Source organism: Agrobacterium sp. ICMP 6402 (genome assembly GCF_009498615.1).
Lineage (GTDB): Bacteria > Pseudomonadota > Alphaproteobacteria > Rhizobiales > Rhizobiaceae > Agrobacterium > Agrobacterium burrii.
In genome coordinates this window covers 1,265,257-1,280,769 of record NZ_QSNV01000001.1, presented here as the reverse complement: position 1 = coordinate 1,280,769, position 15,513 = coordinate 1,265,257, and the positions used below count along the sequence as shown (strand labels likewise).

The window sequence follows — 15,513 nt, the reverse complement described above, 5'->3', positions numbered from 1 at the left end:
GGCGATCGCGAAGCCGACCCGGTTATGACGACCGGACATAAACAGAAGCCCTTCGCGCAGGTTGGAACGATGAACATTTTTGCTGATTTCGATACCAGGATCAAAAACGCGCTCGAGACCCTCGATATCGTGAAAGAGAACCGCGACAAGGTCGATTTCAGTCGAATTACCGTCGAATCCCCGCGTGATCTGAGCCATGGCGATGTCGCAACCAATGCGGCGATGGTGTTGGCCAAGCCGCTCGGCACCAATCCGCGGGCGCTCGCCGAACTCATCGTGCCGGCACTTCAGGCCGACGGCGATGTCGACAGCGTCAATGTCGCCGGTCCCGGCTTCATCAATCTCAAGGTCTCGGTCCGTTACTGGCAGCGTCTGCTTGCCGACATGATCGGCCAGGGCATCGATTTCGGTCGCTCGAAGGTCGGCACGGGCCAGAAGATCAACGTCGAATACGTCTCCGCCAACCCCACCGGCCCGATGCATGTCGGCCATTGCCGTGGCGCCGTGGTGGGTGACACGCTGGCGAACCTGCTCGCATTCGCTGGCTATGGCGTGACCAAGGAATATTACATCAACGATGCCGGTTCGCAGATCGATGTGCTGGCGCGTTCTGTCTTCCTGCGTTACCGCGAAGCGCTGGGTGAAGATATCGGTTCCATTCCGTCGGGCTTCTACCCCGGCGACTACCTCGTTCCCGTCGGCCAGGCGCTGGCGGATGAATATGGCATCAAGCTGCGCGCCATGCCCGAGGAAAAGTGGATGCCGATCGTCAAGGACAAGGCGATCGATGCGATGATGGCGATGATCCGCGAGGATCTTGCGCTTCTCAACGTCCGGCATGACATGTTCTTCTCGGAGCGCACGCTGCATGAGGGCAATGGTGGCCCCATTCTCTCGGCCATCAACGATCTGACCTTCAAGGGCCATGTCTATAAGGGCACGCTGCCGCCGCCGAAGGGTGAATTGCCTGACGACTGGGAAGATCGCGAGCAGACGTTGTTCCGTTCCACCGAAGTGGGCGACGACATGGACCGTGCGCTGATGAAATCGGATGGTTCCTACACCTATTTCGCTGCCGACGTCGCCTATTTCAAGAATAAGTTCGATCGCGGTTTTTCCGAGATGATCTATGTGCTGGGCGCTGACCATGGCGGTTATGTGAAGCGGCTGGAAGCGGTTGCGCGCGCTGTCTCCGAAGGCAAGTCGAAGCTGACCGTGCTTTTGTGCCAGCTCGTCAAACTGTTCCGTGATGGCGAGCCGGTGAAGATGTCGAAGCGCTCCGGCGACTTCGTCACGCTGCGCGATGTTGTCGACGAAGTGGGTCGCGATCCGGTGCGATTCATGATGCTCTATCGGAAGAATTCCGAGCCGCTGGACTTCGATTTCGCGAAAGTGACCGAACAATCGAAGGATAATCCGGTCTTTTACGTGCAATATGCACATGCCCGCTCACAGTCGATCTTCCGGCAGGCGCGGGAAGCGTTTCCGGGGCTTGCTCCCTCTGCGGAAGAGATGGCGGCCTCTGTGGCTTTGATTAGCGATATCAACGAGTTACAGCTGGTTGCGAAGCTTGCCGAATATCCGCGTCTGATCGAATCGGCGGCCCTTTCGCATGAGCCGCACCGGCTTGCTTTTTACCTCTATGATCTGGCCAGTTCCTTCCATGGACACTGGAACAAGGGCAAAGACCAACCGGAATTACGTTTTATTAACGATAAAAACCGAGAATTGAGCATTGCCAGACTTGGGCTGGTGAATGCTGTCGCAAATGTTTTGAAGTCTGGCCTTACGCTTTTGGGAGCGGACGCACCTGACGAAATGCGATAACATATCACCATTATTTGCTCACAATACGCTGGCAAGAGCTGCAATGCGTAGATGGTGGAACACGTAATGGTCGAAAAAAATGTCGCGTATAACCGGGACGCCCGGTCCGAAGGGTTCGCTGACAACGATCCTCTGGCAGAACTGGCGCGTATCGTCGGTTTCGATGAGCGTCCTTCGCATGCGGGTTCTGCGGCTGCGCCAGCCTCTGCCCGCCGCGAACCCGAATTTAATCTCGAAGACGAGTTGCTTCGGGAATTCGAGGTTTATGATGCGCCGCACGCCGATCCCGTGGTTCTTGATCCGGCAAACGATGTTCGTGCGGGCATCCACCCCAACGATTTCATGCAGCGCGTCGAATCTGTCTTCGCCCGCCGCGAGCCTGAGCTTGAGCCCGTTGCCGCGCCCGAGACGCAGTACGCGCCGGAGCTGACGCACGCCCCCGAGGAAATGGCGCAGCCGCTTCCGGAGGTCGATAACGCCTATATTCACAATTACGTCGAAACCTCGACGCAGGACATTCGCGCGGATTTCCGCGACGACGCCGGTGCGTTTGCAGAAGTTTTCGATGTGCATTCGCACCAGCCGCGTGCCGCCGAGCCGATGGATTACCAGCAGGTCGCCCAGCATGCCGCATGGGAAGAGCCGCAGGCAGCAGAGCCGGCCCAGCCCGAGTGGCACGCCATGCCGGAGCTTCCGGCCGATGTTTCGAGCAACGTGTCGTCTTCTGCTCACGGTTATGTACCGGAGCCGCAGTCCTTTGATCTTGCCGACGAGGTAGAGATCGCGGTCGCTGAGGAAGCACCCGTTTCCGTGCGTCCGCCTTCGCATGGCGGCCGTTCTTCGCTGGAATTTTCCAGCCTGCGCCTGCCGCTTGCCAATTTCGGTGCACGTCGCGATGTTTCGTCCGCCGATCCGCGACGGGTTGAGCCGAGGTCCGAACGGCAGCCTGCTGCCCGGATCGAGCCGCAGGTCGAACCCGCGCCAGCGCTGGCGCCTGCCATCATTCAGGCGGAAGAGACCGCGCCTGCCTTCGCACCCTCGGTCGCGGAGACCTTCACGCCTGCTGCGCAACCTGTGATGCCTCCGGTCGCCCAGCAGCCGGCTGCGACCAATCTGTCGGCGATGGACGAGCTGATCTACGACGTTGCGAAATATTCCATTCCCGGTCGCGGCGAAGAGCCGGTCGTGCAGTCCGCGCCCGTCGTTCAGGCGGCCAGGATCGAGCCACCGGTGGCTGTCGCAACGCCAGTTGTGGCGACGCCCATTGCCGCATCGTCCGTGCGGGCAACGCCGGTTGCCCCTGCCGTATCCGCGGCACCTGTTCAGGAACTGGACTTTGCGGATTTCGCCGGTTTCAACGACGATGATTTCGAGCTGGCGCTCGACGATCTCGACCTTGATCTCGACCTGTCGGAAATCGCTGAAGCCGAGGTTGCTCCTGCGCCTGCGCCCCAACCCGTTCGCCAGCAGCCGGTTGCTCCGGTGGTGGCCGCTGCGCCCCAGCCGGTGAGGGAACAGCCAGCGCCTCAACCGCGCGCCGCAACCATGTCCGCGCCTATCGCGATGGCAGCTGCGCCCGTTCAACCGCGCCCGGCCGTCGCCGCGCCGCAGCCGGCCGAGCCGCAGACGCTGGAAAGCCTGCCTTTCGATCCTTCACAGATCGGCGAGACGGAAGAACACCCGGAAACCATCATCGAGATGGATGTTCCGGAATTGCCGGTCGGGGTTTTCGAACCCAAGCCAGCGCCGCGCCGTCATGAGGAAGATCTCGATATCGATACCGAGCTTGCGACGCTGTTTGCGCCTGCAGTTGCCGGCGGACTTGACCGCCACAAACACGCGGAAAACCGTGCTGCTGCCCCGCAGGCGCGCGCCGTGCAGGCTCCGGAAGACGCCGACGAATTCGAGCGGGCTCTGGAAGAGGACTTCCGCCGCTCCATGCAGGAGGCTGCGGCGTCCCGTGGCAATGCATCACGCGATGCCGAGAATACCTATGTCGATCATCAGGCGGCCTATCGCGACGAAGATGAACGCAGCGGTCGCCGCTGGATCATGCCCGTGGCAGCTGCCATCGGTCTGGTGCTTATCGGTGGTGGTGTTTACGCGCTGATTTCCGGCGGCTCCTCCAGCACCGGTTCGAATGGCGCGCCGGTCATCATTTCCGCCGACAACGATCCGATGAAGGTTGTGCCGGAAAATCCGGGCGGCCGCGTCGTGCCCAATCAGGACAAGGCGGTTTATGACCGTGTTGCCGGCGGCAACGCAGCCGATCCTAAGCAGCCGGCGCTGATTTCCAGCAACGAACAGCCGGTGGATGTGGTTCAGCGCACGCTGATCCCTGAACAATTGCCGCTTGAAGGTGAAAACGACGCAGATATGGAAGCCGCCGGCACACCGGTTGGCGAGACCGAAGATCCGCGTCTGCTTTCGCCGGAAGAAAAGGCGGCTCAGAACGAAGGTGCTGGCGCAACGGGTGTTTCGCCGCGCAAGGTCCGCACCATGATCGTCAAGCCGGATGGTACGCTGGTCGCCCAGGAAGTGGACGCACCGGCAGCCCAGCCGCCGAAGGCCGACAAGGTTGCAGAGCTTGCCGCACCGCAGACCGCCAAGCCGGGTGAGGGCGCTCCCGCCGTCATCGCGGCTTCGCGGGTTCCGGTGGCGCCCGAGCAGGCCGCAAAGCCGCAGGCCAATACGCCTGCCGCCGCTTCCACACCGGCTGCGCAGTCTGCAGCGCCGCTTCCTTCGGCGCGTCCGTCTTCCCAGCCTGCCAACGTGGTGGCAACGGTTACCAATCAGGGCAATGTCCGCCCGGCAGCGACCACTCCGGCCCAGCCGCAGGCTACGCAACAGCAAACGGCTGCCGCAACACCCGCCGCAACCAGCACGCCTTCTGCCGGTGGTTACTACATCCAGATCGCGTCGCTGCCGAGCCAGGCCGAGGCCCAGAAGTCCTACCAGAACATGTCGGCCAAGTTCGGTTCGGTCATCGGTGGACGCGGTGTCGACATCAAGGCGGCTGAAATTGCCGGCAAGGGCACATTCTACCGTGTCCGCATCCCGGCCGGTGACAAGAACGAAGCCGTGGCGCTTTGCGAAAAGTTCCGCTCGGCCGGCGGCAGCTGCCTGGTGGCACGCTGATAGCGGCCGATCTGGCTTCGTGACGATTGGGCTGCCGAGTGAGGCAGCCCTTTGAAATATCTGGACCTCCTGCAAACTCGACGTCATCCTCGGGCTTGACCCGAGGATCCACTGCCGCCTGAATGGATCCTCGGGTCAAGCCCGAGGATGACGGCGGTGAGGTTGGCGGACCGTTGTCGTACGCCTGACGGCGCAGCCTCTCTTATCCTCCATCTCTTTCCCCTTGCGAGCGTGACACCATGACCGATTGCAAAGCTATGATCCTCGGATGCAGCGGGCTTTCGCTGACCGCCGACGAGATTGCCCTTTACCGTGACCAAAAGCCCTGGGGCTTCATCCTGTTCGGCCGCAATATTGGCGAACCGCAGCAGATCACCGATCTCGTCGCCTCGATGCGTGATGCCGTCGGGCGGCCGGAGGCTCCGGTGCTGATCGATCAGGAGGGCGGGCGCGTCCAGCGCATCAAGCCGCCGATCCTGCAAGCCTATCCGAATGCCCGCATTCTCGGCGAAATCTACGAGCGCGACCGCGAGGAAGGCCTGCGCGCCGCCTGGCTGATGTCGCGTCTGCATGCCTTTGACCTGATGAAATTCGGCATCAATGTCGATTGCCTGCCGGTGCTCGATGTGCCGGTGGAGGGCGCCAGCAACGTCATCGGCAACCGCGCCTATGGCTATTCGCCGACCATGGTTGCCGAGATGGGGCAGGCGGCGGCGGACGGCCTGAAAGCGGGCGGCATGTTGCCTGTCATGAAACACATGCCCGGCCACGGGCGCGGCATGGTGGATTCTCATCATGATCTACCGGTTGTCGATGTACCGCTCGACGAGCTGGACGCCCATGATTTCGTACCGTTCCGGGCGCTTAACCGCGAATTGATGGCGATGAGCGCACATCTGGTCTTCAACGCCGTTGACCGCGAACGGCCGGCTACCACCTCGGCGAAGGTGATCGAAGAGATCATTCGCGGCCGGATCAGCTTTGACGGGTTGCTGATGTCCGACGACAGCTCCATGAATGCGCTGAAGGGCACGCTTGGCGAAAGGGCTGCGAATATTGTTGCGGGTGGTTGCGATATAGTCTTGCATTGCAACGGCGTGATGGGTGAAATGCTTGAGGTCGTGAAGGAAGTTCCCGTTCTTTCCGGCCGTTCGCTGGAGCGGGTGCGGGCCGTGGAGGCGGGTTTCCCCGCTGCTGACACCGCCGACGAAGCTGAACTGAGAGCTGAATTCAACGCCATGTGGGCCGTTTCCTGACGATCGGGCGGCGGTCGCCCACTCGGGATCACAGGCCGGATGCCCGGCGGATGGAACAATGGCCGCAGACAAGTCTCGCAATTTACCGCCGATGGACAAGCTCTGGCAGGATGTGACGCCGGAGCGGCTGACGGGCGAGGCCGGGCTGGTCATCGATGTCGCGGGTTTCGAAGGCCCGCTCGATCTGCTGCTGCACCTTGCCCGCACGCAGAAGGTCGATCTGTCGCGCATTTCGGTGCTGGCGCTTGCCGAGCAATATCTGCAATTCGTGGAAAGCGCGCGCCGCGTGCGCATCGAGCTGGCCGCCGATTATCTGGTCATGGCGGCGTGGCTCGCCTTCCTCAAATCCAAGCTCCTCATTCCGCAACAGGCGAAGGATGACGGCCCCTCAGGTGAGGAAATGGCCGCGACGCTGGCCTTCCGCCTCAAACGCCTGGAAGCGATGCGCGAGGCGGCCGAAAGGCTCGTCAACCGCGCCCAGCTTGGCCGCGATGTTTTTGCCCGTGGGGCGCCGGAGCATATTCCGCATATCAACCGTTCGGCCTACGAGGCGAACCTCTACGATCTTCTGAGCGCCTATGCCAATCTGCGGCAGAGGCAGGCCATCACCCAGGTCACCATCGAAAAGCGGCAGGTCTGGTCGCTGGTTGAGGCGCGCGAGCTTCTCAACAGTCTCCTCGGCGATGTCGGCGAATGGACGGTGCTCGATCAATATCTGCTGCAATATGTGCCGGATCCCGCCATGCGGGTAACGGCCATCGCCAGCGCTTTTGCCGCCTCGCTGGAACTGGTGCGTGAGGGATCGCTACAAATCCGGCAGGACGGTGCGTTTCAGCCGATCTATATGCGCAGGGGCGAAAGAGACGATCGCGCGGTGAATGCCGAAAGGACCAATGATGACGAATGATGACGAGGCCGGCGAGGTATTGATCGTGACAGATGGGGTGGAGCCCGAACCCACGATATTTTCCGAGCGTCAGCTGAAGGAGGCTGAGCGCATCACCGAGGCGCTGATTTTCGCCTCGGCCGAGCCGGTTTCCGTCGGCTTCATCGCCGAGCGTCTGCCGCGCGGCATGGATGTCGTCACCATTCTGCACCAGTTGAAGGCCGCCTATGGCGACCGGGGTGTCAATCTCGTGCAGGTGGGCGGGCAATGGGCGTTCCGCACGGCGGGCGACCTTTCCTTCGTCATCCGCACGGAGGAGAAGGAACCGAAGAAGCTGTCGCGCGCGGCGCTGGAAGTTCTGGCGATCATAGCGTATCATCAGCCGGTGACACGCGCCGAAATCGAGGAAATCCGCGGCGTGCAGACCTCACGCGGTACGCTCGACGTGCTGATGGAGGCGGGCTGGGTGCGTTTCCGCGGTCGCAGGCGCACACCGGGCAGGCCGGTGACGATCGGCACCACGGTGGAGTTTCTCGATCATTTCGGCCTTGAGGAGCTACGGGATCTGCCGGGCCTTGAGGAGCTGAAAGGCGCGGGGCTGCTTTCCGGTCGTATCCCGTCCAATTTCGGCATTCCCCTGCCGATGATGAGCGACGAATTGCGTGAAGACGAAGACCCGATCACGCAGCTCGATCTGGAGGAGCTGGGCCTGCTTGCGCCGGGCGGCGGCGATGGTGATGATTGATATCGCCGTCAGCGGATGACAGGACGCAAAAACTTTATGCTCACACCTTGTTGACGCGACAATTTGTTGTTTGAAAAAGCCTTTCAAACGTCTTACATCGTCTGAAAGCGAAATTCAGGAGTTGCAGTTATGGGTTCTTTTAGTGTGTGGCATTGGCTCATCGTGCTGGTGATTGTTCTCGTCCTCTTCGGACGTGGCAAGATCCCGGAATTGATGGGCGATGTCGCGAAGGGCATCAAGAGCTTCAAGAAGGGCATTGCTGACGAAGACCAGACGCCGCCTCCGGCCGATGCAAACTCTCCTGCCAATGCGAAGACCGTCGACCACAAGGCTGACGAGATCAAGTAAGCGGCTTTGAAGCTGCTTGTTTTGAGACGGCGCTAGGGTCTCGGGAGCATATTGATGTTAGATATCGGCTGGAGTGAGCTTCTGGTGATTGCGGTCGTGTTGATCGTGGTTGTCGGGCCGAAAGACTTGCCGCCCATGATCCGCGCCTTCGGTAAAACGATGGCCGGCCTTCGCAAGATGGCGGGGGATTTCCGCACGCAGTTCGACGAGGCCTTGAAAGAGGCCGACATGGACGATGTGCGCCAGACCATTTCCGATGTCCGCAATCTCAACCCCACCAACTCGCTGCGCGATGCGATGAACCCGCTTCGCCAGCTGGGCAACGAGATCAAGTCCGATCTCCAGAAGGCGACGGCGGCGCCCGATGGCCTGTCGTCCACCCCGGCACCCGCGACGAGCGAGCCGGTTGCGCCGCTGGTCAGCGTGCCGGAACCGGAAATGAAACTTCCGGACACGCCGCCTTCAGTGGTTTCCACGCCTGCGGCCTCCGCGCCGGTTACTCCTGTTGCTGCTGCGGAGACGAAGCCGAAGCGCGCACGTGCGAAATCAATTGCGACGGTTGAGGCAGAGGCGGTTGCCGCCAAGCCGAAGCGTGCCGTCCGCACCAAGGCGGACGCAGCACCGCAACCCATTGCCTCTCCCGCAACCGGCGAACCAGCCGTTTCGCAATCTTCCGTGAAGGCTGTCGCCAAAAAGGCAGCCATCAAGAAAGCGGCAGCGGACAAGGCTGTTGTGGTGGCTGACGCCAAACCGGCAAGAACCAAGGCTGCAAAGCCGAAAAAGGATGAAGCATGAGCGGCGATACCGAAGATAAGCCACAGCCGCTTATCGAGCACCTCATGGAGTTGCGCACCCGGCTGATCTGGTCGCTCGGCGCATTCTTCATCGCCTTCATCGGCTGTTTTGCGGTGGCCAAGCACCTCTTCAACCTGCTTGTCATTCCCTATAAATGGGCAGTGCTCTGGGCCGGGCTCGATGTGACGAAATCGTCGCTGATCTATACCGCGCCGCAGGAATTTTTCTTCACGCAGATCAAGGTCGCCATGTTCGGCGCAATGGTCATCTCCTTTCCGGTGATCGCCTCGCAGCTTTATAAATTCGTCGCACCCGGTCTCTACAAGAACGAGCGCGCCGCCTTCCTGCCGTTCCTCATCGCGTCGCCGATCCTTTTCCTCATCGGTGCTGCGCTCGTCTATTTCTTCTTCACGCCCATGGTCATGTGGTTCTTCCTCGCCATGCAGCAATTACCTGAAGATGGCGAGGTGGCGATTTCGCTGATGCCGAAGGTATCGGAATATCTGAGCCTCATCATGACGCTGGTGCTGTCTTTCGGTCTGGTGTTCCAGCTGCCGGTCGTCACCACGCTTCTGGCCCGCGTCGGCATTCTGACCAGCGACTGGCTGCGGGAAAAGCGCAAGTTCGCCATCGTGCTGGCCTTCGTGGTCGCCGCCGTGCTGACGCCGCCCGACCCCATGTCCCAGATCGGTCTTGCGCTGCCTGCGATCATTCTCTACGAGATTTCCATCTACATGGCTCGACTCGTGGAGAGGAAACGTGCGGCGGAATCCAAAAGCACGGAGCTGGAAGAGACCTGAGCCTTTGCGAAGGTTTCCCCCGCTCACAAATCTCTTCGCGCCGGGCCTTTGCCCGGCGTTTTGCTGAGGGCAATGCAACAACGGTCTGGAACGACGATGCACGACATTAAATGGATACGCGAAAACCCTGAAGCCTTCGATGCGGCCCTTGCACGCCGTGGCGTGGAGGCTGCTGCCAGCGGCCTGATCGCCCTTGATGAAAAGCGCCGTTCCGTCATCCAGTCCCTGCAGGACATGCAGTCCCGCCGCAACGCCGCCTCCAAGGAAATCGGCGCCGCCATGGCGCAGAAGAACATGGAGCTTGCGGAAAAGCTGAAGGCAGAAGTCGCCGACATCAAGGAAAACATGCCGCGCGCCGAGGAGGAGGACCGCCACGTCACCGCCGAGCTGAACGATGCTTTGTCGCGCCTGCCGAACATGCCTTTCGACGACGTGCCTGATGGCAAGGACGAGCACGACAATGTCGTTGCCCGCGTGGTCGGCCAGAAGCCCGGCTGGAACCATGCGGCGAAGGAGCATTTCGAGATCGGCGAAGCGCTCGGTTACATGGATTTCGAACGCGCCGCCAAGCTGTCTGGTTCGCGCTTTACCGTACTGACCAGCCAGCTGGCGCGTCTGGAGCGGGCGCTCGGCCAGTTCATGATCGACCTGCACACGTCAGAGCACGGCTATACCGAAGTGTCCTCTCCGCTGATGGTGCGCGACGAGGCGATGTTCGGCACCGGGCAATTGCCGAAGTTTTCCGAAGACCTGTTCAAGACCACCGATGGCCGCTGGCTGATCCCGACGGCGGAAGTGACGCTGACCAACCTCGTGTCAGGCGAAATTCTCGAGCAGGAAAAGCTGCCGCTGCGCTTCACCGCGCTGACCCCGTCCTTCCGTTCGGAAGCGGGCTCGGCTGGTCGCGACACGCGCGGCATGCTGCGACAGCACCAGTTCTGGAAATGCGAGCTTGTCTCCATCACCGATGCGGAAAGTGCTGTCGCAGAGCATGAGCGCATGACGGCCTGCGCCGAAGAAGTGCTGAAGCGTCTCGGCTTACATTTCCGCACCATGACGCTGTGCACCGGCGATATGGGTTTTGGCGCGCGCAAGACCTACGATCTGGAAGTGTGGCTGCCGGGTCAGGACACCTATCGTGAAATCTCGTCCTGCTCGGTCTGCGGCGATTTCCAGGGCCGGCGCATGAATGCGCGTTATCGCGGCAAGGACGACAAGGCGACGAAGTTCGTGCACACGCTGAACGGCTCCGGTACGGCTGTCGGCCGCTGCCTCATCGCGGTTCTCGAAAATTATCTGAACGAGGACGGTTCCGTCACAATTCCAGACGTGCTGCTGCCCTATATGGGCGGTCTGACACGCATCGAGAAGGCGGCCTGAGTTCTGATGTTTCCGTCATTCCGGCCCTGAACCGGAATCCAGCCAGCCCAAGTCCTTGGGCTGGAAGGGCTCTTCCCGAAGCGCGGACGCGCGTCGACTGGATGCCGGCTCAAGGCCGGGATGACGGTTGAGGGGGTGCTCTTACCTGAACCAAATGAATAGCGGAGAGAAAACATGCGGATTTTGCTGACGAATGACGACGGTATCCATGCCGAGGGTCTGGCCGTGCTGGAGCGTATCGCCCGCACGCTGTCCGACGATGTCTGGATCGTTGCGCCTGAGACCGACCAGAGCGGTCTTGCCCATTCGCTGACGCTTTCCGAACCGTTGCGTCTGCGCAAAATCTCCGACAAGCATTATGCGTTGCGCGGCACGCCGACCGATTGCGTCATCATGGGCATTCGCGAAGTTCTGCCGGAGAAGCCCGACCTCGTGCTGTCCGGCGTTAATGCCGGCGCCAACATGGCCGATGACGTGACCTATTCCGGCACCATTGCCGGCGCCATCGAGGGCACCCTGCAGGGCGTGCGTTCCTTCGCGCTCAGCCAGGCCTTCAGCCATGCTGACGGCCGTGTCGTGCCGTGGGAAGTCGCCGAAACCTATGCGCCGGATCTTCTGCGCAAGCTGATGAATGTCGATCTGCCTGATGGCACCTTCCTCAATCTCAATTTCCCCAATTGCGCGCCCAAGGATGTGCAGGGCGTTTCCGTGACCGGGCAGGGCAAGCTCGATTTCGGCCTGACCGTGGAAGAACGACAGGACGGCCGCGGTTTCCCCTATTACTGGCTGCGCTTCGGCGAGCGTCTTGGTACCTTCCGCGAAGGCACCGATATCCATGCCCTGAAGCACGGCAAGATTTCGGTTACGCCGCTTAAGCTTGACCTGACGGATTACTCGGTAAAGGATCGGGTTGCGCAAGCACTTGGATTCGGAGTCGCCGATTGAAATCCGCCATGGTCGAAAAGGAAGGTTTTGCCGCTCTCGTTCTCCGTCTGCGGGGCGAGGGGATTTCCGACCTCGACCTGTTGACGGCGGTCGAGCAGACGCCACGTTCCAAATTCGTGCCGCCGCAATTTGCTGCTGACGCCTATTCCAGCCGCACGATCCCGATCGACTGCGGCGCCTTCATGGAAGGCGCCGACATGGCGGTGAAAATCCTTGCCCGCCTGCAGGTCAAGCCCGGCCAGCGAGTGCTGGAAATCGGTACCGGCAGCGGTTTCATGACCGCGATCATGGCCCGTCGGGTGGAGCGGGTGTTTTCGCTGGAGCGTTACAAGACGCTGGTGCAGCAGGCGCAGAACTGTCTGGACGATCTTTCCATCCGCAATGTCGTCATCCGTCAGGCGGATGGCAGCAACGGTCTGGTGGGCGAAGGTACCTTCGACCGTATCGTCTCCACAGCCGCCTTCACCACCATGCCCCGCTTTTTTGCCGAACAGATCGTATCGGGCGGCATGATGATCGCGCCGATCATCGTTGAGGGTGATCGCTGCGTGATGACCCGCTTCTCCAAGACCGGCAGCCGCTTCGAAAAGGAAGAGCTGTTCGAGGCGCCTTATCTGCCGCTCAGCACCCATATTGCCCGGCATTTGTGACAAAGTGAAAATTTTGAAGACAGTTTATTTTAGTCTTCTAAAGTTCTGAATTGTCGCAACTATCTGATTTTCAATATCATTATTGTCTCAACATGACGCATCCGGTTTTCGTCATGGTTATCGAAGTGTCAAAAAAGCACTGAGAGGCTTAACGTTTTAACGGCGTGGTAACACTAACGCGCTTTAATCATAAACATCGACGCATGGTTTTCCCCACCTCGGGAAATGGGCCTTGCAAGAAGTGAAATTTGTGCCGGATCGGTTTCGATGCGGCGGGTTGGCGTCAGTGTAGATCGAGTCATGCGTATGAGACATTCGTCTAAAATCGGAAAATCAGTCGCAAAAATGTTCGCAGCGGCATTGCTGGCAAGCGTCGCAACGGGCTGTAGCTCGGATGCAACGCGGTTCGGCGGCCTCTTTTCCAGTGGACCGGACAAGATGACCACGGCGTCAATTCCAGCCCGTCAGGGTGGTGGTGCTTATGCGCAGGCCCCGGTTCCGCAGGGCGACATGAACGGCGGTTATGCTTCCGCCGCGCCGCAGGGCGGTTACGCCAATCAGAACATGGCGGGCAATTCCTATCCGCAGTCCGGCGGTTACGGCGGCGGCGTCCAGCCGTCCACGGCCCGCTCGGCTTCGGCCTCTCCGGTGCAGCGCTCCGAACTGTCGGCACCGTCGGCAGTGGCAAGCCGCGATCCGGCGACGCGCAACGAAGCCATGGCTCAGCCTTTCCCGTCCACACAGCGACAAGCCGCACCTTCTCTGGCAGCACCTGCCCGCCAGGCAGCCGCGCCCGTCGCCGACAATCTGACAACCGCAACCGTCCGTTCCGACAAGAATGGCTGGCATACGGATGGCGCTTCCTCCGTGACCCTGCGTCCCGGCGAAAGCATCACGACCATTTCCAACCGCTACGGTGTCCCGGAAAAGGAACTGCTGCGGGTCAACGGCCTGAAAGCCGCGTCTTCGGCGCAGGCCGGACAGTCGATCCTCATTCCGAAATTCGGCCAGGTGCGCAACGCCGCCAAGGATGCGGCCGGCAATATCGCGCTGAACCGCAATGGCGACCAGCCGACCCCGCTGCGCAGCCCTGAGGGCAATGTTGCCGTGCTGCCGTCGCAGGCTGCCGCCCGTGACAAGATTTCCTCCGAGGCTGGCAAGCTGACGCCTCCCGGTGGCAAGCCACTGCCGCCGACCGGTGGTTACAAGGTTCAGCCGGGTGACAGCCTGGCGAAGATCGCCCGTGAAAACGGCGTCTCGGTTGCCGCGCTGAAGGCCGCCAACGGGCTTTCCAACGAAAGCATCCGTGTCGGCCAGACACTTTCCATGCCGGGCGCCGGCACTGACAACGTCAAGACAGCCTCGGTTCCCGCCAAGGAGGCGGCCAAGGCAGTGGAGACCGCATCCGCCAAGCCGGAGCCCTACAAGGCCCCTGCCGCTGCTGCCGCGACTATTCCTGCCGCGCCGGCTGCCACGGCAAGTGTCAGCGACATCGAAAAGAAGTCCGACATGGCTTCTCTCGCTCCGGAATCCACCGGCATCGGCAAATATCGCTGGCCGGTTCGCGGCGCGGTCATCAACAATTTCGGTGACAATGTCGAAGGCAGCCGCAATGACGGCATCAACATCTCGGTTCCCGAGGGTACGCCGATCAAGGCCGCTGAAAACGGTGTGGTCATCTATGCCGGCAACGGTCTGAAGCAGCTCGGCAACACGGTGCTGGTGCGCCATGACGACGGCAAGGTCACCGTTTACGGCAACGCCGCCAATCTCGACGTACAGCGCGGCCAGAAGGTCCAGCGTGGCCAGACCATCGCCACCTCAGGCATGACCGGCAGCGCCAAGCGTCCGCAGGTTCACTTCGAAGTTCGCAAGGATGCGACACCGGTGAACCCATCAGGTTTCCTTGAATAGGTATTGCGTCTCAAGGAATGATGAAGCCGGGTGAAGAGCCCGGCTTTTTCATTTTTGGGGTGATGCGCAGGATAAGTACCACAAGTTTGGTGGTTGTCGTCGGCTCAGCACTTCGTCCTCCGTCATGCCGGACCTGATCCGGCATCCAGCCGACGCGCGTCGGCGCGGCGAGAAGGACTCCTTTCAGCCCAAGGACTTGGGTTGGCTGGATACCGGCTCAGGGCCGGTATGACGGATGTGGGGATGCGGCCGTAAGCGGTTAAGCTGTCCCTGTGTCACTCCGTCAGTTGCCGTCTCACCAACCCGACCGTCTTCTCAATGAAGTCGGCAATCGTTGCGGTATCATCGAGATCGAAAACGGGGAGGGCCGTGTCCGCTACCTCATGATCGGCGGCAATGGCGATGATGTGCGGGTCGCTGGGGGCAAGCGGTTCGGTTTTCATCGCTTCCAGCCGGCGCGCCTCGATCTTCGGCACCGGCTCGTATTTATACCCTTCGATCAGCACGAGATCGCAGGGGGCGAGGCGGGAGAGGATGTCCTCGAACGACGGTTCCGGTTGGCCGCGCAATTCATGCATGATGGCGAAACGCGTGCCGGAAACGATGGTGACCTCATGCGCGCCGGCCTGCCGGTGACGCCAGCTATCGGCACCCACCTTGTCGATATCGAAATCATGATGGGCGTGCTTGATGGTGGAGACGCGGTAGCCGCGCGCTGTCAGCTCGGTGACGATGCGCACCGCAAGGCCGGTCTTGCCCGAATTTTTCCAGCCGGCAATGCCAAAGACCTTTTGTGCCGTCATGGTTGCAGCTCCATCTCTTTGTTTCA

Annotated in this window: 13 protein-coding genes; 12 read left to right on the top strand and 1 reads right to left on the bottom strand. The window is 60.9% G+C overall.

Going from position 1 to position 15,513, the window contains the following annotated elements; genetic code table 11:
- The first annotated feature begins 69 nt into the window (after window positions 1-69).
- From argS to DXT96_RS06260, 12 genes are all read left to right on the top strand, one after another.
- The gene (argS, locus tag DXT96_RS06315) at window positions 70-1,827 is read left to right on the top strand and encodes an arginine--tRNA ligase (protein WP_153513859.1); all 1,758 of its coding nucleotides are present in this window, start codon (window positions 70-72) and stop codon (window positions 1,825-1,827) included.
- A gap of 66 nt (window positions 1,828-1,893) precedes the next feature.
- Entirely contained in the window at window positions 1,894-4,965 is a 3,072-nt protein-coding gene (locus DXT96_RS06310; RefSeq protein ID WP_153513858.1) for an SPOR domain-containing protein, read from the top strand.
- Between the two features lie 239 nt (window positions 4,966-5,204).
- Window positions 5,205-6,221 (top strand): beta-N-acetylhexosaminidase, encoded by a 1,017-nt coding sequence (nagZ, locus tag DXT96_RS06305; RefSeq protein WP_153513857.1) that lies wholly within the window; start codon window positions 5,205-5,207, stop codon window positions 6,219-6,221.
- A 58-nt stretch (window positions 6,222-6,279) separates the two neighbouring features.
- Complete coding sequence (locus tag DXT96_RS06300; RefSeq protein WP_153513856.1) at window positions 6,280-7,128, top strand: ScpA family protein; 849 nt, start codon at window positions 6,280-6,282, stop codon at window positions 7,126-7,128.
- Entirely contained in the window at window positions 7,118-7,852 is a 735-nt protein-coding gene (gene scpB / locus DXT96_RS06295) for an SMC-Scp complex subunit ScpB (RefSeq protein ID WP_153514221.1), read from the top strand. The genes DXT96_RS06300 and scpB overlap by 11 nt, the downstream gene beginning before the upstream one ends.
- Window positions 7,853-7,981: 129 nt before the next feature.
- The gene (locus tag DXT96_RS06290; RefSeq protein ID WP_149897464.1) at window positions 7,982-8,200 is read left to right on the top strand and encodes a twin-arginine translocase TatA/TatE family subunit; all 219 of its coding nucleotides are present in this window, start codon (window positions 7,982-7,984) and stop codon (window positions 8,198-8,200) included.
- Between the two features lie 54 nt (window positions 8,201-8,254).
- The gene (gene tatB, locus DXT96_RS06285; RefSeq protein ID WP_153513855.1) at window positions 8,255-8,995 is read left to right on the top strand and encodes a Sec-independent protein translocase protein TatB; all 741 of its coding nucleotides are present in this window, start codon (window positions 8,255-8,257) and stop codon (window positions 8,993-8,995) included.
- The gene (gene tatC / locus DXT96_RS06280) at window positions 8,992-9,795 is read left to right on the top strand and encodes a twin-arginine translocase subunit TatC (protein WP_149897466.1); all 804 of its coding nucleotides are present in this window, start codon (window positions 8,992-8,994) and stop codon (window positions 9,793-9,795) included. Before tatB ends, tatC begins: the two co-directional genes overlap by 4 nt.
- 96 nt (window positions 9,796-9,891) lie before the next feature.
- Window positions 9,892-11,175, top strand: a complete 1,284-nt coding sequence (gene serS / locus DXT96_RS06275; RefSeq protein WP_153513854.1) for a serine--tRNA ligase — start codon at window positions 9,892-9,894, stop codon at window positions 11,173-11,175.
- Between the two features lie 174 nt (window positions 11,176-11,349).
- On the top strand, window positions 11,350-12,120 hold the full coding sequence (gene surE, locus DXT96_RS06270; RefSeq protein ID WP_149897468.1) for a 5'/3'-nucleotidase SurE: 771 nt from the start codon (window positions 11,350-11,352) through the stop codon (window positions 12,118-12,120).
- Window positions 12,117-12,770: a protein-L-isoaspartate(D-aspartate) O-methyltransferase gene (locus tag DXT96_RS06265; RefSeq protein ID WP_174372485.1), complete on the top strand. Its 654-nt coding sequence runs from the start codon at window positions 12,117-12,119 to the stop codon at window positions 12,768-12,770. Before surE ends, DXT96_RS06265 begins: the two co-directional genes overlap by 4 nt.
- 345 nt (window positions 12,771-13,115) lie before the next feature.
- The gene (locus DXT96_RS06260; RefSeq protein ID WP_194287563.1) at window positions 13,116-14,684 is read left to right on the top strand and encodes a peptidoglycan DD-metalloendopeptidase family protein; all 1,569 of its coding nucleotides are present in this window, start codon (window positions 13,116-13,118) and stop codon (window positions 14,682-14,684) included.
- Window positions 14,685-14,959: 275 nt separating this feature from the next.
- On the opposite strand, the gene mobB is transcribed toward DXT96_RS06260, so the two are convergent.
- Window positions 14,960-15,487: a molybdopterin-guanine dinucleotide biosynthesis protein B gene (gene mobB, locus DXT96_RS06255; protein WP_153513852.1), complete on the bottom strand. Its 528-nt coding sequence runs from the start codon at window positions 15,485-15,487 to the stop codon at window positions 14,960-14,962.
- Between the last annotated feature and the right edge of the window lie 26 nt (window positions 15,488-15,513).